General features: G+C 63.0%; 18 protein-coding genes. 5 read left to right on the top strand and 13 right to left on the bottom strand.

Annotated features, from left to right (window positions below; genetic code table 11):
• Window positions 1-102: 102 nt before the first annotated feature.
• The 6 genes from AC1D3C_RS29215 to AC1D3C_RS29190 form a co-directional block, all read right to left on the bottom strand.
• Window positions 103-1,764 carry an ABC transporter ATP-binding protein gene (locus AC1D3C_RS29215; RefSeq protein WP_477485336.1) on the bottom strand — a complete coding sequence of 554 codons (1,662 nt, stop codon included), beginning with the start codon at window positions 1,762-1,764 and terminating at the stop codon, window positions 103-105.
• A complete protein-coding gene (locus AC1D3C_RS29210) occupies window positions 1,761-2,672 on the bottom strand; it encodes an ABC transporter permease (RefSeq protein ID WP_477485335.1) in 912 nt (303 codons plus the stop codon). Before AC1D3C_RS29210 ends, AC1D3C_RS29215 begins: the two co-directional genes overlap by 4 nt.
• The gene (locus tag AC1D3C_RS29205) at window positions 2,672-3,679 is read right to left on the bottom strand and encodes an ABC transporter permease (RefSeq protein WP_477485334.1); all 1,008 of its coding nucleotides are present in this window, start codon (window positions 3,677-3,679) and stop codon (window positions 2,672-2,674) included. Before AC1D3C_RS29205 ends, AC1D3C_RS29210 begins: the two co-directional genes overlap by 1 nt.
• 105 nt (window positions 3,680-3,784) lie before the next feature.
• Entirely contained in the window at window positions 3,785-5,377 is a 1,593-nt protein-coding gene (locus AC1D3C_RS29200; protein ID WP_477485333.1) for an ABC transporter substrate-binding protein, read from the bottom strand.
• A 33-nt stretch (window positions 5,378-5,410) separates the two neighbouring features.
• Window positions 5,411-6,091: an AroM family protein gene (locus tag AC1D3C_RS29195; RefSeq protein ID WP_477485332.1), complete on the bottom strand. Its 681-nt coding sequence runs from the start codon at window positions 6,089-6,091 to the stop codon at window positions 5,411-5,413.
• Window positions 6,092-6,265: 174 nt separating this feature from the next.
• A complete protein-coding gene (locus AC1D3C_RS29190) occupies window positions 6,266-7,222 on the bottom strand; it encodes an AroM family protein (protein WP_247135373.1) in 957 nt (318 codons plus the stop codon).
• A gap of 145 nt (window positions 7,223-7,367) precedes the next feature.
• On the opposite strand from AC1D3C_RS29190, the gene AC1D3C_RS29185 reads away from it, so the two are divergent.
• From AC1D3C_RS29185 to AC1D3C_RS29170, 4 genes are all read left to right on the top strand, one after another.
• On the top strand, window positions 7,368-8,447 hold the full coding sequence (locus tag AC1D3C_RS29185; RefSeq protein WP_477485331.1) for a DUF917 domain-containing protein: 1,080 nt from the start codon (window positions 7,368-7,370) through the stop codon (window positions 8,445-8,447).
• Window positions 8,444-10,018, top strand: coding sequence for a hydantoinase/oxoprolinase N-terminal domain-containing protein (locus AC1D3C_RS29180; protein WP_477485330.1), 1,575 nt, complete (start codon window positions 8,444-8,446; stop codon window positions 10,016-10,018). Before AC1D3C_RS29185 ends, AC1D3C_RS29180 begins: the two co-directional genes overlap by 4 nt.
• A 201-nt stretch (window positions 10,019-10,219) precedes the next feature.
• Window positions 10,220-11,611, top strand: a complete 1,392-nt coding sequence (locus AC1D3C_RS29175) for an FAD-binding oxidoreductase (RefSeq protein ID WP_477485329.1) — start codon at window positions 10,220-10,222, stop codon at window positions 11,609-11,611.
• Window positions 11,612-11,627: 16 nt separating this feature from the next.
• Window positions 11,628-12,398, top strand: coding sequence for a FadR/GntR family transcriptional regulator (locus AC1D3C_RS29170; protein ID WP_477485328.1), 771 nt, complete (start codon window positions 11,628-11,630; stop codon window positions 12,396-12,398).
• Here the strand turns inward: AC1D3C_RS29170 and AC1D3C_RS29165 are convergent, their stop codons facing one another.
• The 7 genes from AC1D3C_RS29165 to AC1D3C_RS29135 all read right to left on the bottom strand — a co-directional run bounded on the left by AC1D3C_RS29165 (window position 12,399) and on the right by AC1D3C_RS29135 (window position 19,690).
• Complete coding sequence (locus AC1D3C_RS29165; RefSeq protein WP_477485327.1) at window positions 12,399-13,772, bottom strand: FGGY-family carbohydrate kinase; 1,374 nt, start codon at window positions 13,770-13,772, stop codon at window positions 12,399-12,401.
• Complete coding sequence (gene rhaM, locus AC1D3C_RS29160; RefSeq protein ID WP_477485326.1) at window positions 13,769-14,089, bottom strand: L-rhamnose mutarotase; 321 nt, start codon at window positions 14,087-14,089, stop codon at window positions 13,769-13,771. Before rhaM ends, AC1D3C_RS29165 begins: the two co-directional genes overlap by 4 nt.
• Complete coding sequence (locus AC1D3C_RS29155; protein WP_477485325.1) at window positions 14,086-15,087, bottom strand: ABC transporter permease; 1,002 nt, start codon at window positions 15,085-15,087, stop codon at window positions 14,086-14,088. Before AC1D3C_RS29155 ends, rhaM begins: the two co-directional genes overlap by 4 nt.
• Window positions 15,084-16,073 carry an ABC transporter permease gene (locus AC1D3C_RS29150; protein WP_477485324.1) on the bottom strand — a complete coding sequence of 330 codons (990 nt, stop codon included), beginning with the start codon at window positions 16,071-16,073 and terminating at the stop codon, window positions 15,084-15,086. The genes AC1D3C_RS29155 and AC1D3C_RS29150 overlap by 4 nt, the downstream gene beginning before the upstream one ends.
• A 10-nt stretch (window positions 16,074-16,083) precedes the next feature.
• Complete coding sequence (locus tag AC1D3C_RS29145; protein WP_477485323.1) at window positions 16,084-17,628, bottom strand: sugar ABC transporter ATP-binding protein; 1,545 nt, start codon at window positions 17,626-17,628, stop codon at window positions 16,084-16,086.
• A 192-nt stretch (window positions 17,629-17,820) separates the two neighbouring features.
• Window positions 17,821-18,825, bottom strand: coding sequence for a rhamnose ABC transporter substrate-binding protein (gene rhaS / locus AC1D3C_RS29140; RefSeq protein WP_151044625.1), 1,005 nt, complete (start codon window positions 18,823-18,825; stop codon window positions 17,821-17,823).
• 49 nt (window positions 18,826-18,874) lie between these two features.
• Window positions 18,875-19,690 carry a DeoR/GlpR family DNA-binding transcription regulator gene (locus AC1D3C_RS29135; RefSeq protein WP_247039058.1) on the bottom strand — a complete coding sequence of 272 codons (816 nt, stop codon included), beginning with the start codon at window positions 19,688-19,690 and terminating at the stop codon, window positions 18,875-18,877.
• A gap of 199 nt (window positions 19,691-19,889) precedes the next feature.
• On the opposite strand from AC1D3C_RS29135, the gene AC1D3C_RS29130 reads away from it, so the two are divergent.
• Complete coding sequence (locus AC1D3C_RS29130; protein ID WP_477485322.1) at window positions 19,890-21,986, top strand: bifunctional rhamnulose-1-phosphate aldolase/short-chain dehydrogenase; 2,097 nt, start codon at window positions 19,890-19,892, stop codon at window positions 21,984-21,986.
• Window positions 21,987-22,148 lie beyond the last annotated feature (162 nt).

Genomic DNA, 22,148 nt, shown 5'->3' with positions numbered 1-22,148 from the left:
CCTGGCAATCATTGCCGGGATGGCAGTGATCAACGACAACGTCCCCCTATATGGGAAGCGTTGCTGCACTGCACAATTATTTTTTTGCAAAGGTATGTTTCATCACGAGCCGGCGGGGGCCGACAAGTTGGCCGCGCGCGACGTTTTGCGTCCGCTTTCGATCAACGCCCTGGTGTATTCGTGCTGCGGCGACAGGAAAAGGCGTTCCGTCTCGCCCTGTTCGACGATCACGCCGCGTTTCATCACGATGGTCCGGTCGCAGATCTGCCGGATGACGGCGAGGTTGTGCGAGATGAAGACATAGGTGAGGTCGAGTTCCGCCCGCAGTTCCTGCAGGAAGTCGAGCACCTGCGCCTGCACCGAGATATCGAGCGCCGAAGTCGGCTCGTCAAGGATCAGCAGGCGCGGATTGAGGGCGATGGCGCGGGCGATGCAGATGCGCTGCTTCTGGCCGCCGGAGAGTTCGTGCGGATAGCGGTATTTGAACATTTTCGGCAGCTGGACGATGTCGAGCAGTGCTTCGACGCGCGCCTCGATGTCACGACGGCCCATGCTTGTCTGGATGCGCAGGGGCTCGCCGATCGCGTCGCCGATCGTGTGGCGGCCGTTAAGCGCCGAATGCGGGTTCTGGAAAACGAACTGCATGTGCCGGCGCATCAACCGCATGGGCTCGCCGGTCAGGCCGGAAATGTTCCTGCCGTCGAAGATGATGTCGCCGGAGGTCGGCTCGATCAGCCGCAGCAGCATGCGCGCCAGCGTCGACTTACCGGAACCGGATTCGCCGACCACGCCGAAGATTTCGCCGGTCGCGACCGAGAGGTTGATACTATCGACCGCCGTCACCTCGGTGCCGGACTGGCTGCGGTAGACTTTTCTGAGGTCGATCGCTTCCAGAAGCACGCCAGGTTTCACCGGCGTGCCGATTGCCGGTTCGGCGGCAACCTTTGCCGCGGCGGTATCGATGTCCGGCACGGCGGCGAGCAGGCGCTTGGTGTATTCGTGCTTCGGCGCGCTGAGGATGTCCGCCGTCAGGCCCTGTTCGACGATCTCGCCCTTGTACATGACCGCGCAGCGTTTCGCGATCGTGGCGATCGCGCCGATATCGTGGCTGATCATGATGACCGTCAGGTTGAGCTTCTCGACCAGCGAATTGATCAGGTCGAGCACCTGCGCCTGGACCGTCACATCGAGCGCCGTCGTCGGTTCGTCGGCGATCAGCAGGTCGGGCTTGCCGGACAGCGCCATGGCGATCAGCACCCGCTGGCGCATGCCGCCGGAAAGCTGGTGGGGGTACTGGTCGAACAGCATGGCCGGGTTCGGCAGGCCGACCTGGTCAAGCAGGTCTTCGGTGCGGGCGCGGCGGGTGGCCTTCGAGGAGACGCCATGGCCGGCTGCCTTTTCATGGGCGGCGATAACGTCGGAAATCTGCTGCCCGATGGTGAAGAGCGGGTTCAGATAGGTCATCGGATCCTGGAAGATCATCGAGATGCGGATGCCGCGGATCTTCGTCCAGTCCTTTTCCGAAAGTGCGGTAATGTCCTGCCCGTCGAAGGCGATGCTGCCTTCAACGACCTTCGAGGCCTTCGGGCCGATGCCGAGCACGGAGCGCACCAGCACCGTCTTGCCGGAACCGCTTTCGCCGACGATGCCGAGCGTATCGCCGCGGTTGACGGTGAGGTTAATGTCCTTCAGCACATGCACCGGGCCGTCGAATGTTCCGATGTCGAGCCGGTAGTTCTTAATGTCGAGAAGAGGTCCGGTCATCGGTCGCGGCTCCGGGGGTCGAGAATGTCGCGCAGGCCGTCGCCCAGCAGGTTGAAGCCGAGCACGGTCAGGAAGATCGCGGCGCCCGGAAACAGCGAATACCACCACCAGTCCGGCATGTAGGTGCGGGCGACCGAGATCATCGCGCCCCATTCCGGTGCCGGCGGCTGGGCGCCTAGCCCGATGAAGCCGAGGCTGGCGGCGGAGAGGATCGCCATACCCATGTCCATGCTCATCTTGACGATAATCGGCGACATGCAGTTGGGCAGGATGTGGTGCCAGAGGATCCACGGCGTTTTGGCGCCGATCGAGCGGGCCGATTCCACGAAGAGTTCTTCCTTGACCGACAGCGTCTTTGCCTCCACCAGCCGCACATAACCCGGCCACCAGACGAGCGACAGAGCCAGCACGCAATTGGTGATGCCGGGGCCGAGTGCGGCGACGATCGCGAGCGCGAGAGCCAAGCCCGGCACGGCGAGGAAAAGTTCGGTGACGCGCATGATGACGGCGCGCACCCAGCCGCCGCGATAACCGGCGATGATGCCGAGCGGCACGCCGATGACGGCGCCGACGCCGGTGATGATCAGGCCGATCCACAGCGAGGTGCGGGCACCGATGATGACGCGCGAAAGGATGTCGCTGCCCATCTCGTCGGTGCCGAACCAGTGACCGACGTTCGGGCCCATCAGCTTGTTGGCCATGTTGAAGGCGCCGACGGTATCTTCCGGATAGGGCGCGAGCCAAGGGCCGAGTGCTGCAAGCAACAGGAAGAGCACGACCAGGCCGAGGCCGAGCATGGAGGAGAAGCTCTTGCCGAACATGTGGGCATAAAGCCGCCACTGGCGGATCTTGCTTTCATGCCGTTCGCGGAAGGTGAGGGGCCGGGAGAGTTCCACGGGCGTCGTCATCAGGCGCTCCTGAGGCGGGGATCGATCCACGCATAGGCGAGATCGACAAGGGTGTTGGCGACGATGAAGAAAAAGCCGATTACCAGCGTGACGCCGATGACAGGCTTGAAATCCGACGAAAGCGCCGAGGAGACCGCATAAAGGCCGATGCCGGGCCAGTCGAAGACGGTTTCGACGAGAACGGTCGAGCCGAGCATCCAGCCGAAACGCAGACCGATCATCGCCAGCGTCGGCAGCAGCGCGTTCTTCAGCGCATAGATTGCGACGATGCGGAAGGAGGCGATGCCGTGGGCGCGGGCCGCGACGATGTAATCGGACTGCAGCACTTCGATCATCTCGGCGCGGTTGACGCGCAGGATCGAGGCGAGGCAGGGGAAGGAAAGCACGATTGCCGGAAGGATGATATGCCGCAGCGATATCCAGAACGTATCCAGCCGGCCGGCGAACAGGCTGTCGACGAGGAGTAGGCCGGTGATCGTCTGCGGCGGGCGGGTGACCAGCGGCAGACGGCCGGAGACCGGCAGCCAGCCGAGATCGACCGCGAATGTCAGCTGCAGGATGATGCCGAACCAGAAGGCCGGCAGCGCGACGCCCGAGATCGAGAAGATGCGGGTCGCATGGTCGATCGGGCCGTCCTTATAGACGGCCGACAGCATGCCCAGGGGCACGCCGACGACGATGCCGAGCGTCATGGCGACGAAGACCAGTTCCAGCGTTGCCGGCGCATAACGCAGCACTTCTTCCAGCACCGGCCTGGTGGTGACGATCGACTGGCCGAGATCGCCAGTCATGAGATCGCCCATATAGACGACGAACTGTTCGGGCAGCGACTTGTCGAGGCCGTATTCGGTGCGAATGGTCGTCACCATGTCCTCGGTCGCGTTGGGGCCGGCGACCAGCCGGGCGGGATCGCCCGGCGCGACATTGGTGATGACGAAGGTGAGTGCCGCAATGCCGATCATGGTTCCGACCAGCGTCAGCACTTTGCGGAAGGCGAAGGTCAACATCGTCTTCTCCGGTGGTTATCTTCTGAAACTGCGCATGGCCCGGCCGGTTGGGATGGCCTGGCCATGCGCATCATGCTGGCTGCAGGAGGGGACGCAAGCCAGTTTCTATTCGGCCTTCACCCACATCGGGTAGAGATCGACCTCACCGGTGAAGCGGACCGGGCTGAACTGGAAGCCCTGCAGATAGTCGCGATGCGCCCAGCGGCGGTTCTGCAGCATGCCGAAGACCTCCGGCTGATCGGCGACGATCTGCTTCTGGATGTCGGCATAAAGCTTGGTGCGGTCATCCCAGCTGGTGGCGGCGCGGGCCTGGTCGATCATCTCCGAGACCTTCGGATTGTCGTAGAACATCATCGCGTAATACTGGCCCCAGCTCGCCTTGTGGTACTGGTAGGCGACTGCGTCCGGGTCGGTCGAGACCGGCGTGGTGAAGACCGAGGTCATGGCGGGCGAGGTCTCGACCTTGGAACCGGCGGCGACCATGTTCGGCCACTGTTCCGGCTTGACCTCGACGGTGATGCCGAGTTCCTTCAGGTTGTCGAGCAGGACAAGGCCGATGCGGCGGGCTTCTTCGAGGCCTGCGACATGGACATAGGGCAGGGTGATTCCGCCGTTCGGATAGGCGGATTTCGCCAGGTATTCCTTGGCTTTGGCGAGATCCTTGCGTGGGATGCCCGGAACCGAGACGAAGCCCTTCATGGCGTCCGGCAGCGGGCTGCTTTCGAGCGATGCGGCGCCGTTGTAGATCTGGATCAGGGCGTCGTAGTCGACCGCATAGGCGATTGCCTTGCGCAGGTTGATGTCGGCGGTCGGGCCCTTCTGGGTGTTGAATTTGATGCCGAAGGTGGTCATGCCCTTATGGTCCTCGATGACCACGCCCGGCACGCGCTTGATCTGGATGTAGTCGTCCGGCGTCAGACCTTCGACAATGTCGGCTTCGCCGCGCTGCAGGGCGGCCTTCTGGGCGGCCGGCTCGCGGATGATCTTGTAGATCACGCCGGCCGGGCGGTTCTTTTCGCCCTGCGGCCAGCCCTTCCAGTAGGTGTCGTTGGCTTCGATCTCATAAAGGACGTTCGGTTCCCAGCGGCCGAGCTTGAACGGGCCGGAACCGGCGGCATGGTCGGTCAGCCACTTCTGGCCGTAGTCGCCATCCACCTCGTGGGCCTTCACCTCGGCCGGGTTGACGATGAACCACCAGGGCAGGAAGGAGAGGAACGGTGCATAGGGCGCCTTGAGGTCGAAGCGGACGGTGTTGGCATCGACGGCGACGATGTTCTCCGGCGCCAGGAAATCCTTCAGCATCCAGGCGACGCCCTTGTTGAGCTTCAGGCCGCGCTCGAAGGAATAACGCACGGCTTCGGCGGTCACCGGATCGCCGTTGTGGAACTTGGCGTTCTTGGCGAGATGGAAGGTCCAGCTCTTGCCGTCGGCGCTGGTTTCCCACTTCTCGGCGAGCCAGGACTTGATCTCGGCCGGGTTGCCTTCGTACTTGACCAGAGCATCATAGACCGACTGCTGGATCATGCGCGTCGACCAATCGTAGCGGATATGCGGATCGAGGACCGGGATGGCCTGACGGCCGCCGAAGACGATGACATTGCCCTTGTCGGTGCGCTCAAAGGCGCCGGCGGGCGCGGCGAGGATCGAGGAGGCGAGCAGTCCCCCGACCGCGACGATTCTCAAGGTTTTTCCGAACATGTGGTTCCCTCTGTTTTTAATGTGGCTCGGCTATCAGATCATTTGACGGACGACGCCCGCGACGACGCGGCGCGACAATAGAACCGGGGCATCGACGGCGCGGCGCACCTCTTCCAGCATCCCGGCGGAATAACCCATGCAATGCATGACGATGAGGTCGCAGCCTTCAAGCGTTTTTGCCCGTTCGCCGACATCGTCGCCGGCATAGGGCGAGGCGGCGACGAATTTCGGCTCGCCGCTGAAGACGTGGCGATCGGCGAAATCCTTGACCTGCCGTTCGAGCGGCAGGATGACACCGAGCTTGCGGGAGGAAGCGGCGAGCGCCTCGACGGTCGAATCGACGATCCGCTGGGCTTCGACGACCAGCGTGTTTTCGAGCGGATCGATCCGGGTGCCGGTGCAGAGGAGAACGACGAGGTCGAAACCTTGAGCATCGATCCCTTTCAAGAGGACATTGAGCTTCTCCTCGGTGCGGGCCTTGGACGTGACGATCTCCTCGCCACTCTTCAGACGCGTCGCGAAGGAATGCTCGCCGTCGACAGCGCGCATCGCACCGAGCTCGGCGGAGTTCATACCATCGAGCACGCCGAATTCACGGAACTCGACGCGACCTTCCGGCAGGCCGATGCCGATCTCGGCCATCATTTCCGGAACGATGTCGACACGCGGCGTCTGGCCGATGGTCACAAAAGCGATCTTGGATGTGGAAGGCATGCTCTCATCGTTCCCTGCATGACATTATGGGAACGGAGCCTAGCGCCCGGAAGCGCGGCTTCACTATAGGGTAATGCCCCTAGAACGACATGATTCTGACATGCTCAAGGCGACCAATTTTTAGGCAAAGAGCTCTTCTGGCGCAATTTTCTTGCGCGAACCGGATTATTTCGATCAGGGATGGCCGGCGGTGATGACCATGCGGATCAGGGCGTTGGACGACGTGACTTCCATCTTGCTCATGACGTTCGAGCGGTGGATCTCGACGGTCTTCGGGCTGATGCCGAGCTGGCGGGCGATTGCCTTGTTGGACAGGCCTTCTGCGACCAGCGACAGCACCTGCCGCTCGCGCGGCGTCAGGCGAAGCAGCTTTTCGGCAAATTCCGGCGAAACGCCCGGCAGCGTGACGGGCTGCGAACGATGCAGGAGGAGCCGGATGGCGCTTGCGACGATGCGGCGGGCGAGGACGACAGGCTTGCCGCTCGCCTTCGCCACCATCTGCCGGTCGGCCTCGGTAAAGCTGACGGAATTCAGGACGATGATTTCCGCATCCGCAAGATCGACGAGCGCGCCGGCAAGCAATTTCCTGTCGCCGTCGGCGGCATAGCTGGCGCAGATCTTATAGGGCGCCAGCGCGGGGATATCGAGTTCCTCGATCTGCTGCTGCAGTGGCTGGATGAGGCCGACGGAAGAGCCGTGCGCGGCGAGCGAAATCACCGCCGATTCCATGGCACGCTGGGCATTGACGGTCGGGCAGGTGCTTTCGAAATCGCGGAACAGGCCGGTCGAGAGGATGACGACCAGATCGAATTCGTTGGGGTGGAAGGCGGCGGCGATCTTCGCCATGCGCTCGGCGATCCGCGGCTTGGACACGACGATGTCGGTATTGTCGGCAAGCCGGGTGACGATGCTCTGTTCGCCCGGCCTGACCCTGAGATCGTCGATCTCGGCTTTGGAAAGCCCGTCCAGCGCGCCGATCTCGAGCGCTTCGATCGGCACATCGAGATTGGTCAGCATGTCCCCGATGAGATCGGCACGCGGCGTCTGACCGACGCTCAAAAACATCACCCGATGGCGCAATTCCGCACCTTCCGGCGAGGTCGGGGCCAGCGCATATGGGCTCTTCGTCACCTGCAGGGAATCGGTCCTTTCGATCGTCAAACCATGATTGCGCCGAGCGTGCCCAAAATCAAGGCAAGCTCATTCTAGGGGCAGTCCCCTATAGGCATCCTTCGTCACTCATGGCTAGGTTCTAGCACATTCTTCGGAGGTAAACATGATCCGTGATTTCGAAGCGAGCGAGATCGACCCGCTTGCCGTAGGCGCCTGGATTCTCGGCACCGGCGGCGGTGGCAGCCCCTATCTGGCGCAGCTCAACCTGAAAAAACTCTACAAGGACGGCAAACGCGTCAAGCTGATCGACCCCCAGGCGCTCGATGACGGCGACGCCGTCGCGGTCGTCTCCAAGATGGGTGCACCGCTGGTCGGCCAGGAGCGTCTCGTCGATCCCGCGCATCTGGCGCGTGCCATGCAGCTGATGGAAGAATATACCGGCCGCAAGTTCCGCGCCGTGATGAGCGTCGAGATCGGCGGCGGCAATGCGCTGTCGCCGTTCCTCGCCGGTGCCATGCTGGATATCCCGGTCGTCGACGCGGACGCGATGGGCCGTGCCTATCCGGAAGCGCAGATGACCAGCTTTGCGATCGGCGACCTGCCGATGTATCCGCTGACGCTGGTCGATTGCCGCGACAACGAGGCGATCGTCGCCAAGGCTGCCTCCTGGAAGTGGATGGAGCGGATTTCCCGCAAGATCTGCACCGAAGTCGGCTCGACGGCGGCGACCTGCAAGGCGCCGCGCACCGGCCGGGAAGTCAAGGACTGGGGCGTGCTCTACACGGTGACCAAAGCCGTCAGCCTGGGCCGCGCCGTGCTTGAGGCCCGCGCCGCCCATACGGATCCCGTCGAGGCCGTGCTTGCCCATGAGGGCGGCAAGGTGTTGTTCAAGGGCAAGATCGCCGATGTCGACCGCACCACGACGGGCGGCTTCCTGCGTGGCTCGGCGATGATCGAAGGCCTCGACGGTGATCGCGGCTCGAAGGTCGAACTCGCCTTCCAGAACGAATGGGCGGTCGCTTTCCGCGACGGCCAGCCGATCGCCATGACGCCGGACCTGATCTGCCTGCTCGATACAGTGTCGGGCGAGGCGATCGGCACCGAGACGGTGCGTTACGGCCAGCGCGTTACGGTCGTCGCATTGCCGGCGCCGGAGGTGCTGACCAGCGCCAAGGGCCTCGAACACGTCGGCCCGCGCGCCTTCGGATATGACCTGGATTTCAAATCGGTGTTTGCAGCATGAAGCGGATCGGAATTGACGTCGGCGGCACCAATACGGATGCCGTGCTCATCGATGGCGAGAAGGTTCTCTCGGCCATCAAGTTTCCCACCACCTCGGACGTGATGCAGGGTGTCGTCAACGCGATCGGCCATGTGGTCGCCTCGCAGGCGCCGGGTTCGGCACCGGTCGATGCGGTGATGATCGGCACGACGCATTTCACCAATGCGGTGGTCGAGCGCGCCCGTCTCGATAGGGTCGCGGCGATCCGCATCGCCATGCCGGCCGGCGCCTCGCTGCCGCCGATGGTCGACTGGCCGGACGAGCTGCGCGATGCCGTCGATCCGCTCTCCTTCATGGTGCATGGCGGCCACGAATATGACGGCCGGCCGCTGGTGCCGCTCGCCCGCGACGAAGTGCGCGACGCGGCGATGAAGACCCGCGACGCCGGCGTCGATTCGATCGGCATCACCGCGCTCTTTTCGCCGCTGACGGCGGAATGCGAGTTGGAAGCGGCTGAGATCGTCCGTTCGGTGATCCCCAATGCGCGCATCACGCTTTCCCATACGCTCGGCCGCATCGGGCTCCTGGAACGCGAGAATGTCACGTTGCTGAACGCTGCACTGCAGGGGCTCGGCCGCAAGACGATCGATGCGTTCAAGGATGCGTTGAAGCAGGCCGGCATCGACGCGCCGTTCTATCTGACCCAGAACGACGGCACGGTAGTGCTCGCGGATGTCGCTGCCGCCAACCCGGTCTACAGCTTTGCATCCGGCCCGACCAATTCGATGCGTGGCGCGGCGTTTCTGACCGGCCTCAAGGAGGCGATGGTCATCGACGTCGGCGGCACCACCTCGGATGTCGGCTGCCTGGTTGGTGGCTTTCCCCGCGAGGCGAACAATGTCRTCGAGGTCGGGGGGGTGCGGACGCTGTTCCGCATGCCGGATCTGCTGCCGATGGCGCTCGGCGGCGGCACGATCATCGACCCGGAAACCCGCAAGATCGGGCCGCGTTCGGTCGGTTACCGGATCACCGAAAAGGCGCTCGTCTTCGGCGGCGACACGCTGACGACGACGGACGTCGCGGTCGCTGCCGGCCTCGTCGAGATTGGTGATCGCGACCGGGTCAAGCATCTCGACAAGGCGCTGGTAGCCGACCTCCTGAAGCGTGTCGAGGCGATGGTCGAGGACGGCGTCGACCGGATGAAGACGTCTGCCGAGGGCGTGCAGTTGATCGCCGTGGGCGGCGGTGCGTTCCTGATCCCGGAAAAGCTCAAAGGTGCCAGCGAAGTGCTGCGCGTCGAACATGCCGGCGTCGCAAACGCGCTCGGTGCTGCGATGGCGCAGGTTTCCGGCGAAGTCGACCAGGTGTTTTCCGGCATGTCGCGCGAAAAGGCGATCGCCGAGGCCGAGCGCATCGCCCGCGCCCGCGCCGTCGAGGCGGGCGCCAGCGTCGAAACGATCGTCACGCTCGATACGGAAGACATTCCGATCGCCTATCTGCCGGGTGATGCACGGCGTGTGCGTGTGCGCGTCGTCGGCGACATCGCCTTCATGAAGGACGAACAGAAGCACGTGGCCGGCGCCTTGCGCTGAACCAAATCTCCTCCCAGGGAGAAATCGGCGGGCCGGCTTGTTGCCGGCCCGCCGATTTCATTTGGAGCTGCCGGGATCGCTTCGGCATCGATGGCGGTTATCTGCCGGCCTCTGCTCTTCGAGAAAATTCGGAGGTATATTTATTTTACCGAAGATGGCAGTTAAGCTTACCTTTATCGATATCTCCGAGGTGACGGCTTCATGACACAAGAATTCATCCACGCGCTCCAGCGCGAGCTCGCTCCCGACGTCTTTTTCGGGGACGATATTCCGGTCCGCTTCCACAATGATTGGGGCGGCCTTTCGCCGGTGGTGCCGCTTGCGCTGGTGCGGCCGCGCACGACGGAGCAGGTCTCGGTAACGCTGCGCCTTTGCAACGAATTCAAGGTGCCGGTGGTGCCGCAAGGCGGGTTGACCGGTCTTGCCGGTGGCGCCCGGCCGATTGAAAATGGCGTGGCGCTGTCGCTCGACCGCATGAACGGTATCGAGGAAGTCGATACGGTGATGGCGACGATGACGGTGATGGCGGGCACGCCGCTCAGCGTCATCCAGGCGAAGGCGGAAGAGGCGGGGCTGTTCTTCGGCCTCGATCTCGGAGCCCGCGATTCCTGCCTCATCGGCGGCAACCTCGCCACCAATGCTGGCGGCAATCGCGTCATCCGGTTCGGCATGGCGCGCGAACATGTGCTCGGCCTCGAAGTGGTGCTGCCGGACGGCACGATCGTCAAGTCGCTGAACAAGATGCTGAAGAACAATGCCGGTTACGACCTGAAGCAGTTGTTCATCGGTTCGGAAGGCACGCTCGGCGTCATCACCCGCGCCGTGCTGCGCCTGCAGGCGAAGCCTGCGGAACTTGCCAGCGCCTTTTGCGGTTGCCCGGATTTCCCCGCGCTTCTGGAACTGCTGAAGAGCGCCCGGCAGGGCATGGGATCGGCGCTGACCTCATTCGAGGTGATGTGGCCGAGCTTCTACGACTTCATGACGGGCAAGCTGCCCGACCTGCGTCGCGCCTTCAAGGAGCCGCACGGGATCTATGTGCTGATCGAGACCGGCGGGCGCAATGCGGACGAGAACCGGGCGTTGCTGGAGCAGGTGTTGTCGGATGCGCTGGAAGCCGGCTGGGTTTCCGACGCGGTCCTGCCGTCCTCCGAACGCGAGACGAAGGATCTCTGGGCGGTGCGCGAAAGCGTATCGGAATACGGCAAGCTGATGGGGCCGCTGACCGCTTTCGACGTCGGCCTGCCGACCAGTGCCGCCGGCCGGGTGGTCGACGAGATCGAGGCCGCAATGAAGGTCCGCTGGCCGGATGCGATTGCGCTCAGCTACGGCCATATCGGCGATAGCAACCTGCATCTCGTCTGCAACATTCCGTCCGCCGGCAATGATCAGCCGCATAAGGCGATCACCGAACTCGTCTTCGGCTCAATTGCGCGCGAGGGCGGCACGATTTCCGCCGAACATGGGATCGGCCTGCTGAAGAAGCCGTATCTCAAGCTGTCGCGCACGCCGGAGGAGCTGGAGCTGATGGCGCGCATCAAGCTGGCGCTCGATCCCAACAATATTCTGAATACCGGCAAAGTGCTTTCCGTCTGAGCGGTAGGAGGTGCTGGTGGACCGACATTTTAAGCCCGTCAAAGTCCTGCTTCCGAATGAAGAGGTGGCGCGCCGGCTTGCCGATGCCATCAGGGCCGGATTTTTCCGGCTCGGTTCGCGCCTTCCCTCCGAACGCAGCATCGCCGAACAGATGCAGGTGAGCCGTCCGACCGTGCGCGAAGCGTTAAAGCTGCTGGTCGAGGCCAAAATCCTGACCGTTAGGCCGGGCGCTGGCGGCGGCACGTTCGTCAGCAGCGAAATCGTGCCGCTCGACCTGATCGTGCCGAGGCCGGACATGCGGCCCGGCGACATCGACGAGGCGATCGAGGTGCGCCGGCTGATCCTGCCCTGGGTGGCGCAGATCGCCTCGCAATATGCCGAGGATGCGGATTTCGACCGGATGCGGGAGGCAATCCGGTTCGGCCGGGATTCGCTGCCGCCGCCGGAGGTGACCAAGAGCAGCCCCGAGGACATCAGTTCGATCATCATCGCGTCGATGCGCTTCGACCTCGCCCTGGCGCGGGCGACCCGCAACGGCCTCGTGCTGGAACTGATGGAACTGCTGCTGCAATGGGTGGAGCCGATGCGGCACAGGACGCTGCATACCCGCGCCGACCTCGTGCTGTCGCTCGAACTGATCGAGACGATGATGCAGGCGATCGAATCCGGCGACCCGGCGCAGATTGCCGAAATCACCGAACGCCGGCTCGGCATTCTGGAGGACGCGCTCGAGGAGCAGACGGGCCGGCGCCTTCGCCGCAACCGCCGGCCGCCCAATGCGGGCTGATCAGCGCCCCAGCCTTTTGTGCCAGGCGGCGCGATAGGCGTCGAGGTTCCAGGTCGGCGCGGTCACGGCACGGCCCGGTTTGGTCGCCGGCGAAATACCGGCTAGAAGCGCTGCCCCCTGGCCGGTGCCGGTCGAGCCGGGGAGGGCGACCACCTCGCGGCCGAGCAGCGCGGTCAAAGTCTGGAGATAGGCCGGGTTGGCAGAAAAGGGGCCTTCGACCAGAACCGGCCCCTTGGCGCCGATGAGGTCGAGGCAGGTCTCCGTCATCAGCGCGAGGTAGAGGCAGGCGGCAGCCCAGCGTTGTTCGGTCGAGGCGCCGGCGTCGTTGATCCATTGCCGCTCGCGGCCGGGGAAAGGGCCGGACCCGCCCGAAACGTTCGGCAGAAGCATCAGACCTTTTTCAATGGCATAAGGAATGGCTGCAAGCGCCCCTTCCGGCGACAATGGACCGAGTTCGGCCGTCAGCATCTCGAATTCGCGGCCGCCCATGAAGCGGCTCGAGGGCACGGCGCGGCCATAGGCATCGACATTGGCAAGAGCGTCGCGCTGCGGGTCGAGATGGTCGAGATCGCCGCCGACCGCGAAATTGATGACCCAGGTACCGGTGGAGACGACCGCGAACGGCGGCTCGCGTCCCACCAGATGAGCCAGCAGCGAAGCGTTGGAATCGTGGATGCCGCAATGGACCGGGATCGGTTTCGTCGTTCCGATCTGCGCTGCAACGTGTGGCAGGAGCGAACCGAGCGTGTCGAAGGCCGAACGCACCGGTGCCATCAGGTTGCGGATGCCAAGTGTGTCGACCAATGACGAATAGGCGCCTTCACGTGGGAGCCAGAGATCGGTGTGGCAGCCGAGCGATGTGACTTCGTTTGCCGCGACACCGGTCAGCCTGAACGCCCAATATTGCGGGTAGGTGAGGATGGTGCGGACGCGGGCAAAGGCTTCGGGAAACGCCGTCTTCTGGTAGTGAAGCTGTGCGCCGACATTCAGCCCGCCTGATAGGACCGGGGAGAAGGTTTCAGAAAAAGGCGGGCGGATCGATCGGTAGGTTTCGCGGATGTCTTCCGGATATTCGTATTCGTAATCGAGCACCGGCAGCGCCAGTTTACCCTCGGCATCGAGAAGCACCGCCGATGCGCCGTGGGTGGTGATGGAGATCGCGTCGAAGCCGGGGTGCTGGGCAAAGTCGGACAGCGCTTGGAGCACGAAGGCCCACAGGGCGTCGATATCGTAATGCGGATAGGGCGGGCCCGGCAGAGCCCGGTTCGGCGCGCGCCTTTCGGCGATCTCCTCGCCGGTCGTGCAGTCGAGCACGACGACCTTGGCATTGGTCTTGCCGATATCGAGGACTGCGATCTTTTTAGGCATGGTCATGGCAGGTGGAAGACCGTTACCAGATCGCTCTGAACCGGCGAATTGTCCGAATTGGTTTCCATGATGTCGGCCATATGCGCCCACCATTTCTTCATCACCGGGTGGTCGGGCAGGCTCGCCAGAGTGTGGTCGGTCGGCCGTGTCAGCACGCCGAACAGCGTGTTCGTCTCGCGGTCGAGATGGATGGAATAGTCGCTGGCGCCGGCCTGGTGGAGGAGATCGACAAGCTCCGGCCAAATCTCGTCGTGGCGTCTGCGGTATTCCGCTTCCATTCCCGGATTGAGCTTCATCTTGAAGGCGTGCTTTTCGAGCGTCATCGGCTCATTTCCTTGATACGGCGGGCGATGATCGGGATGGCGATGGTGATGATCAAGAGCAGGCCGACGAAGATCGACATGACGATGCCGGGCACGTTGAGCAACCCCAGTCCGAAGGTGACGAGGCCCATGACGAAAGCGGCGATGACGACGCCGGCAATGGTGCCCGCGCCGCCGAGAATGGAGACGCCGCCGAGCACGACCATGGTGACAACTTCCAGTTCCCAGCCTTGGGCGATCGAAGGGCGGGTCGAGCCGAGGCGGGAGGTAAGGCAGACGGATGCGACGCCCGCCATGACCCCGGTCAGTAGGAAGAGGATGAATTTCACCCGTTCCACCGGAATGCCGGAGAAACGCGCCGCGAACTCGTTGTTGCCGATCACATAGACCTGTCTGCCGAAATTGGTCGCGTGCAGCAGGATGCCGAAGGCTGTGGCAAGGACGAGGAACAGCACGAATTCGAAGGAAAACACCCAGGCCACATAGCCCTGGCCGAAATAGGCAAAGCTTGCCGGATATTTGCCATAGGCTTGGTCGCCGAGGACGATATAGGAAATGCCGCGGAAGAGGCTCATCGTGCCGATCGTCACCACGATCGACGGCAGTTTCAGGCCGGCGACGAGCAGGCCGTTGAACGCGCCGCAGACAAGCCCGGTGCCGATGCCGATCGCCACCAGTCCCGGCGTGCCGATGCCGGCCTGGGCCGCCGCGCCCATGGCGGTCGAGGCGAGCGCGATGATCGCGGCCACCGACAGATCGATCTCGCCGGCGATGACGAGCAACGCCATGGCAAAGGCGATCATCGCCTTTTCGGTGAAGTTGAAGGTGGCGTCGGAGAGGTTCCAGGCATTCAGAAAGTAAGGCGAGGCGAACGAATTGAAGACGAAGATCAGCACCGCCACGCCGAAGAGCAGCACCTCCCAGCTCGCCAGCAGGCGCGAGGTCTTGCTGCCGAGCCGGTCGGGAATGACCCGTTTCGAGGAAACGACGTCGCTCATGCGGACACCTCTTTCGCGCCCCGATCGCGCAGGATGATGCGGCCGGCCTTGCGTTCGGCGCGGGCGTTGAAGACGACGGCAAGCACGATGACAATGCCGGAAATGGCCATCTGCGCGAAGGGCGAGATGCCGATGACGGGCAGCGCGTTCTTGATGACGCCGAGGAAGAGGGCGCCGAGCACGGCGCCGGCGACCGAACCGATGCCGCCGGCGATCGAGATGCCACCGATGACGCAGGCGGCGACCGTATCCAGCTCAAAGCCGGCGGCGATGTCCACATAGGCGACCGCGTAACGCGACACCCAGAGATAACCGGAAAGGCCGGCGAGCGCGCCCGACACCACGAAGGCAATGAACTTCGTCCAGCCGATATCGATGCCGGCATAGATCGCCGCGGTCGGGTTGCCGCCGGATGCATAGGCCGCGCGGCCGAAGGGCAGGCGGGTCAGCACGAACCAGGCGCCGAGCACGATGAGGATGGCGATCCACGAGAGGATCGGCAGACCGAGCACCGGCATTCGGGGGACATTCAGGAAGGAGGGGGCCATCTGGTGGGCGTTCACCCAGCCGCCGCCCGACAGCACGAAGGCCATGCCGCGATAGATGGTCAGCGTTCCGAGCGTCACCACGATCGGCGGAATCCGCAGCGCCCAGACGAGGTAACCGTTGATCGCGCCCAGGAAGGCGCCAATGCCGATCGCCATGACGATGAGCAGGGCCAGCGGCAGGTCGGGATAGGCAGCATTGGTCATGGCGACCGCCATGCCGGTGAAGGCAAGGTTGGCGGCAACAGAAAGATCGATCGACTTGGTCAGGATCACCGTCATCTGGCCGAGCGCCAGGATGATCAGAATCGAGGTGTCGTTGAAGATGTTGGCGAGATTGCCGGGAGACGCAAAGCCCTGCGCACGAGTCGCGAAGCCGGCGATCATCGCGGCGATGATGACGGTGAGCAGGATTTCGCGGTTCTTCAGGAGGCGGTTCATCGGTTTCTCCTCACTGGTTGCCGGTTGCGGCGCGGACCAGCACTTCTGCGCTCAGGGCTTCGCGCTCGAAAACGCCGGCGGAAAGGCCCTCGCGCATCACCATCACCCGGTCGGACATGCCGAGGATTTCGGGAAGCTCGGACGAAACCATGATGATCGACAGGCCCTCGGCGGCAAGTTCGCCGATGAAGGCGTGCACGGCAGCCTTGGAGCCGATGTCGATACCCTTGGTCGGCTCGTCGAGAATGATCACCTTCGGCTGCGTCGCCAGCCATTTGCCGATGACGACCTTCTGCTGGTTGCCGCCGGAGAGCGTGCCGACGGGCACTGAAAGAGCGGCGGCGCGCAGGTCCAGCCGCTCGGCATATTTTCGCGCCAGCGCCAGTTCGTTGGCGGCTTTCAGGAAACCGGAGCGTGAGGTCTTGCCAAGCGAGGGAAGCGACATATTCTGGAAGATCGGCATGGGCAGCGCCAGGCCGTGGCGGCCGCGCTCTTCCGGAACGTAGACGATGCCGGCGCGGATCGCATCGCCCGAGGAGCGGATGTCGAGCGGCTTGCCTTCCAGCACCAGACGGCCGGATGAGGGCCGGGTCACGCCGAACAGCGACTGGCAGAGCTCCGAACGTCCGGCGCCGATCAGGCCGTAGAGCCCGAGGATTTCGCCGCGACGAAGCTCGAAGGAGATGTCGCGGAATTCGGTCGGATGGCAATAGTTCTCGACGCGGAAAACCGGCGCGCCGATCGCGACCTCTACTTTGGGGAAAACGTCCTTGACGTCGCGGCCGACCATCAGCCGGACGATCTCGTCCTGGGGCGTTTCCCTCAGCCGGCCCTGGCCGACGGCGCGGCCATCGCGAAAAACCGCGAAGTTCTCGGCGATCTCGTAGACCTCGTCGAACTTGTGGCTGATGAAGAGGATCGCCTTGCCTTGACGCTTGAGGTTCTCGACGATGCGGAAGAGGTCATCGATCTCCTTGCGGGAAAGGGCGGCGGTCGGCTCGTCCATGATGACGATGCGGGCCTCGACCGACAGCGCGCGGGCGATCGCCACGAGATGGCGCTGAGCGATCGAGAGGTCGCGCAGGCGGATCGTCGGGTCGATCTCGCTTTCAAGCTGCAGCATGAGTGCCTTGGCGCCGGAATTGATCTTTCGCCAGTCGATGGTGCCGAAACGGGTGCGCGGCGCATGGCCGAGAAAGATGTTTTCAGCGACGCTCAACTCATCGAAGAGCACCGTTTCCTGATGGATGGCGGTGACGCCGGCGTCGATCGCCGCCTGCGCGCTCGCGAATGTGGTTGGCTTGCCGTCGATCAGGATCTCGCCCTCGTTCGGGCGGTAGATGCCGGTCAAAATCTTGACGAGCGTCGACTTGCCGGCGCCGTTTTCGCCGATCAGCGCCGTCACCTGGCCGGGATAAAGCTTGATGCTGACGCCGTCGAGCGCTTTGACGCCGGGAAAGATCTGGCTGATGCCGCGCATTTCCAGGATCGGCATTGCTTCCGTCGTCGGTGCCGGTCGAAGCGATCGGTCTTGAATGTTTGTAACGCCGTTCATCAGGGACATTTTCCGACGAGTCTTTGAGATTACGTCTGGTTATTATTCGGCAGCACAAAGCCGATGGCTCTGAGTTTGGAGCCCTCACCCGGCCGCCGCGCCGCTGGGCCAATCTCTCCCCGAGGGGTGGGGAGAAGGTGCCGGCAGGCGGATGAGGGGGCTCGCGCCTGCCGGCAAGGGGAGTTCTCCGGATCAGAAGATCTTGGAGAACTCGTCGATGTTCTTGGCGTTGTAGACGAAGGGGTCGGCCATGGCGGCTTCGCCATTGTCGCCAATCTTGATAGAGCCCATGCGGCCGGCCTTGATGTCCGAGCCCGGCTTGCCGTCCGCATCACCCTTGACGAGGTGATAGGCAATCTGGGTGGCGGAATAACCGAGGTCGATGGGGTTCCAGATGGCGAATTCCTTGGTGGCGCCGGACTTGATGGCGCCAGCCATTTCAGACGGCAGGCCGAGACCGGTCACATAGACCTGGCCGATCTTGCCGGCATCCTTGACGGCCTGCGAGGCGGCGAGAACACCGACCGTGGTCGGAGCGACGATGACCTTGACGTTCGGCTGCGAGGTCAAGAGGCCCTGTGCTTCGCGATAGGACTTGTCGGCGAGGTCGTCACCATAAACTGTCGTGACGAGGTTCAGGCCCGGAAAATCCTTGAGCTGCTTCTTCATCTCGGCGATCCAGGTGTTCTGGTTCGTCGAGGTGGTGGTGGCCGAAAGGATGGCGAAACCGCCCTTGCCACCTTCCAGGTGGTCCTTGGCGAGCGTCAGGCACATCTTACCGATCAGCTCGTTGGAAGACGGGTTCAGGTGCATGATGCGGCCTTCCTTGGCGACCGCCGAATCCCAGGAAATGACCTTGATGCCGCGCTGGGTGGCCTTCTTCAGCGCCGGGATGACGGCGTCGGGATCGTTGGCGGAGATGGCAATCGCATCGACGCCTTGCGCGATCAGCGAGTTGATCACTTCGATCTGGCCTTCGGCCGTCGTCGAGGTCGGGCCGGTATAGATGACCTGGACGCCGCCGAGTTCCTTGGCAGCTTCCTGCGCGCCCTTGTTGGCCGCCTCGAAGAAGCCGTTGCCGAGCGATTTGACCACCAGCGCGATCTTCATGTCGGCAGCACTTGCCGTCGTCATTGTTGATGTCAGGGCGGCGAAGGCGAATGCCGCGCCGAGGGCGAGTTTCTTTGCAAGTTTCATAGTTGGTCCTCCCAGTTGATAGTTCAATCTTTCTCCCGCCGGTCGCTCCTCACGCGGCCGACGAAGAATCCTCCTTGGCGATGTCCGTTGCGGCGGCACCGGCGATAATCAGTTTGACGCCTGCATCCTCGATCATCCGCGCGGCGTCGTCGGTCACGCCGTCATCGGTGATGACGGTGGTCACCCGGTCGAGCGGGCAGAGTATGAGGCTCGATCGGCGCGAAAACTTCGAGGAATCCACCATCACGATCAGCTCCTCGGCCTGGTGCATCAGCTTCTGCTCGCTCTGGATCACCAGCGCGTCGGCCTCCATCACCCCGAGCGGGCCGACCCCCTGCGCGCCGATGAACATGCGCCGGGCGTAAAAATTGCGGATCGCATCATTGTCGAAGGGCGACAGGATCAGGCTCTGTTCGCGATAGATGGCGCCGCCCGGTATCGTCACCGTATTCTTCGAATGCTTGACCAGATGTTCGGCGATCGCAAACGAGTTGGTCATTACCTGCAGGCGTCGGGCCGACATGAAATGCACCATCTGGAACGTCGTCGTGCCGCCGTTGATGATGACGCTGTCGCCTTCATCGCAGAGTTCAACCGCGCGGCGGGCGATTGCGCGCTTCTTGTCGATGTTGACCGATTCCGACACCCGGAACGATCGGGCCGAAAGCTGGCCGATCTGCGGAGGATGAACGGCTTCCGCGCCGCCGCGGACGCGCCGGAGCTTGCCCTGGACGTGCAGCGAAGCGATGTCGCGCCGGATCGTCGCTTCCGATGCCTCGGTCAATTCGGCGATATCCTGCACCGTGATGACGGGTTTTTCCTGGATAGCGCTCAAGATGATGCGATGGCGTTCACGTTCGTGCATTGGCTCCTCCTTGACGTCAACTATTACCGGAAAATTTACGTTGTCAATCATAAACGATCAACTTCGCTTTTATTGCGCTGCACAATGAAACTTTATGATCGTTTATGATTGACAGATGGCGCGACAATGCGCGATACCGGCGGCAGGGAGATGGCGGCCGCCTCGTCGCCGTGAGCCGAAACACGTTGGAGGACAAGCAATGTCGGGCCAAACCCGCCTTCTCGAAAACCGTTGGAACGATGCTCAAGCCGCCAAGCTCGATGAGCCCGGCAAGCTGCTCTATCGCTCCAATCTTCTCGGTGCCGACAAGCGCATCACCAATTACGGCGGCGGCAATACTTCCGCCAAGGTGATGGAAACCGATCCGCTGACCGGTGAAAAAGTGAAGGTCATGTGGGTGAAGGGATCGGGCGGCGATGTCGGCACGATCAAGCTCGACGGTTTCGCCACCCTCTACATGGACAAGCTGGAAGCGCTGAAGGGGCTCTACAAGGGCGTCGAGGACGAGGATCGCATGGTCGGTTTCCTGCCGCATTGCACCTTCAACCTCAATCCGCGCGCCGCTTCCATCGATACCCCGCTGCATGGTTTCGTGCCGTTCACCCATGTGGACCACATGCACCCCGACGCGATCATCGCAATCGCGGCTTCCAAAAACTCGAGAGAACTGACGCAGCAGGTCTTCGGTGCCGAAATCGGCTGGCTGCCCTGGCGGCGGCCGGGTTTCCAGCTTGGGCTCGATCTCGAAGCGTTCGTCAAGGCGAACCCGAACGCCAAGGGCGTCGTGCTGGAAAGCCATGGCCTGTTCACCTGGGCAAATGATGCCAAGGCCTGTTACGAACTGACGCTCGACATCATCAACAAGGCGATCGGGTGGTTCGCCAAAGAGACCGAAGGCAAGTCGATCTTCGGCGGGCCGGTGGCAGAGAGCCTGCCCGCACAGGAACGCCGGGCGATCGTCGCGAAACTGATGCCGGAGATCCGCGGCCGGATCGGCAAGGTGGAGCGCAAGCTTGGCCATTTCGACGATCAGGACGCGGTGCTGGAATTAGTCAATTCCAAGGACCTGAAGCCGCTTGGGAGCCTCGGCACCTCCTGCCCTGACCATTTCCTGCGCACGAAAATCCGCCCGCTGATCGTCGATTTCGATCCCGCAAAGCCGGATGTCGATGCGGTGATCGCCGCGCTCGACAAGGCGCTCGAAGATTATCGGGCCGATTACAGCCGCTATTACGAGACCTGCAAACACAGCAATTCGCCCGCCATGCGCGACCCCAACCCGGTGATCTTCCTGGTTCCGGGCGTCGGCCTGCTGTCGTTTGCGCGTGACAAGGCGACGGCCCGTATTGCCGGCGAGTTCTACGTCAACGCCATCAACGTGATGCGCGGAGCGTCCACCGTTTCCGAATATCAGGGCCTGCCGGAGCAGGAGGCCTTCGACATCGAATACTGGCTCCTCGAAGAGGCGAAGCTGCAGCGCATGCCGAAGCCGAAAAGCCTTGCCGGACAGGTGGCCTTCGTCACCGGTGGCGCCGGCGGCATCGGGCGGGCGACGGCCGCCAGGCTGATGGGCGAGGGTGCCTGCGTGGTGCTTGCCGATATCGACGGCGGCGCACTCGACGCGACCAAAGCCGATTTCGAAAAGTCGTTCGGCAAGGACGCGGTGCGCGGTGTCCTACTCGACGTGACGACCGAGGACGCGGTGATCACTGCGTTTGCCGAGGCCTGCGTCGAATTCGGCGGCGTCGATATCCTCGTCTCGAACGCCGGGATCGCGTCTTCCGCGCCGGTCGAGGAAACCACGCTTGCCATGTGGAGCAAGAATATCGACATCCTGGCGACGGGTTATTTCCTCGTTTCGCGTGAGGCCTTCCGGTTGTTCCGGCGCCAGAAGCTCGGTGGCAACGTCGTCTTTGTCGCTTCCAAGAACGGGCTTGCCTCTTCTCCGAATGCGTCGGCCTATTGCACCGCCAAGGCCGCTGAAATCCATCTCGCCCGCTGCCTGGCGCTGGAAGGCGCCGAGGCCGGCATCCGCGTCAATACGGTCAATCCGGACGCCGTGCTGCGCGGTTCGAAGATCTGGAACGGCGAATGGCGCGAACAGCGGGCCGCCTCGTCCAAGATCGAGGTGGACGACCTGGAGGAGCACTACCGCAAGCGGTCGCTGCTCAAGCTCAATGTCTTTCCGGAGGATATTGCGGAGGCGATCTATTTCCTCGCATCGGACGCATCGGCCAAGTCGACCGGCAACATCATCAACGTGGATGCCGGCAACGCCCAGAGCTTTACGCGGTAGGGTAATATCTTCTCCCCAGCGGGGAGAAGATGCCCGATAGGCGGATGAGGGGGAGGAGCAAAGCGACGCCTTGAGCGATAAGCGAAAGGCAGAATGTGCCGCGCCCCCTCATCGAAAGGCAGAATGTGCCGCGCCCCCTCATCCGACCCATCGGGCCACCAT

The sequence above is a fragment of the Neorhizobium sp. P1_A6 genome (genome assembly GCF_056406795.1).
The sequence above is the reverse complement of the archived record's forward strand: the minus strand, read 5'-3'. Positions and strand labels throughout refer to the sequence as shown.

Excerpts from the sequence above, each read along its gene's own strand:
- rhaM (WP_477485326.1), bottom strand. The coding sequence starts at position 14,089 with ATGACGCTCGAAAAGCACGCCTTCAAGATGAAGCTCAATCCGGGAATG.
- AC1D3C_RS29200 (WP_477485333.1), bottom strand. The coding sequence starts at position 5,377 with ATGTTCGGAAAAACCTTGAGAATCGTCGCGGTCGGGGGACTGCTCGCC.
- AC1D3C_RS29155 (WP_477485325.1), bottom strand. The coding sequence starts at position 15,087 with ATGAGCGACGTCGTTTCCTCGAAACGGGTCATTCCCGACCGGCTCGGC.
- AC1D3C_RS29165 (WP_477485327.1), bottom strand. The coding sequence starts at position 13,772 with ATGACCATGCCTAAAAAGATCGCAGTCCTCGATATCGGCAAGACCAAT.
- AC1D3C_RS29195 (WP_477485332.1), bottom strand. The coding sequence starts at position 6,091 with ATGCCTTCCACATCCAAGATCGCTTTTGTGACCATCGGCCAGACGCCG.
- AC1D3C_RS29135 (WP_247039058.1), bottom strand. The coding sequence starts at position 19,690 with ATGCACGAACGTGAACGCCATCGCATCATCTTGAGCGCTATCCAGGAA.
- AC1D3C_RS29210 (WP_477485335.1), bottom strand. The coding sequence starts at position 2,672 with ATGACGACGCCCGTGGAACTCTCCCGGCCCCTCACCTTCCGCGAACGG.
- AC1D3C_RS29205 (WP_477485334.1), bottom strand. The coding sequence starts at position 3,679 with ATGTTGACCTTCGCCTTCCGCAAAGTGCTGACGCTGGTCGGAACCATG.
- AC1D3C_RS29150 (WP_477485324.1), bottom strand. The coding sequence starts at position 16,073 with ATGAACCGCCTCCTGAAGAACCGCGAAATCCTGCTCACCGTCATCATC.
- AC1D3C_RS29130 (WP_477485322.1), top strand. The coding sequence starts at position 19,890 with ATGTCGGGCCAAACCCGCCTTCTCGAAAACCGTTGGAACGATGCTCAA.
- AC1D3C_RS29145 (WP_477485323.1), bottom strand. The coding sequence starts at position 17,628 with ATGAACGGCGTTACAAACATTCAAGACCGATCGCTTCGACCGGCACCG.
- AC1D3C_RS29175 (WP_477485329.1), top strand. The coding sequence starts at position 10,220 with ATGACACAAGAATTCATCCACGCGCTCCAGCGCGAGCTCGCTCCCGAC.
- AC1D3C_RS29185 (WP_477485331.1), top strand. The coding sequence starts at position 7,368 with ATGATCCGTGATTTCGAAGCGAGCGAGATCGACCCGCTTGCCGTAGGC.
- AC1D3C_RS29215 (WP_477485336.1), bottom strand. The coding sequence starts at position 1,764 with ATGACCGGACCTCTTCTCGACATTAAGAACTACCGGCTCGACATCGGA.
- rhaS (WP_151044625.1), bottom strand. The coding sequence starts at position 18,825 with ATGAAACTTGCAAAGAAACTCGCCCTCGGCGCGGCATTCGCCTTCGCC.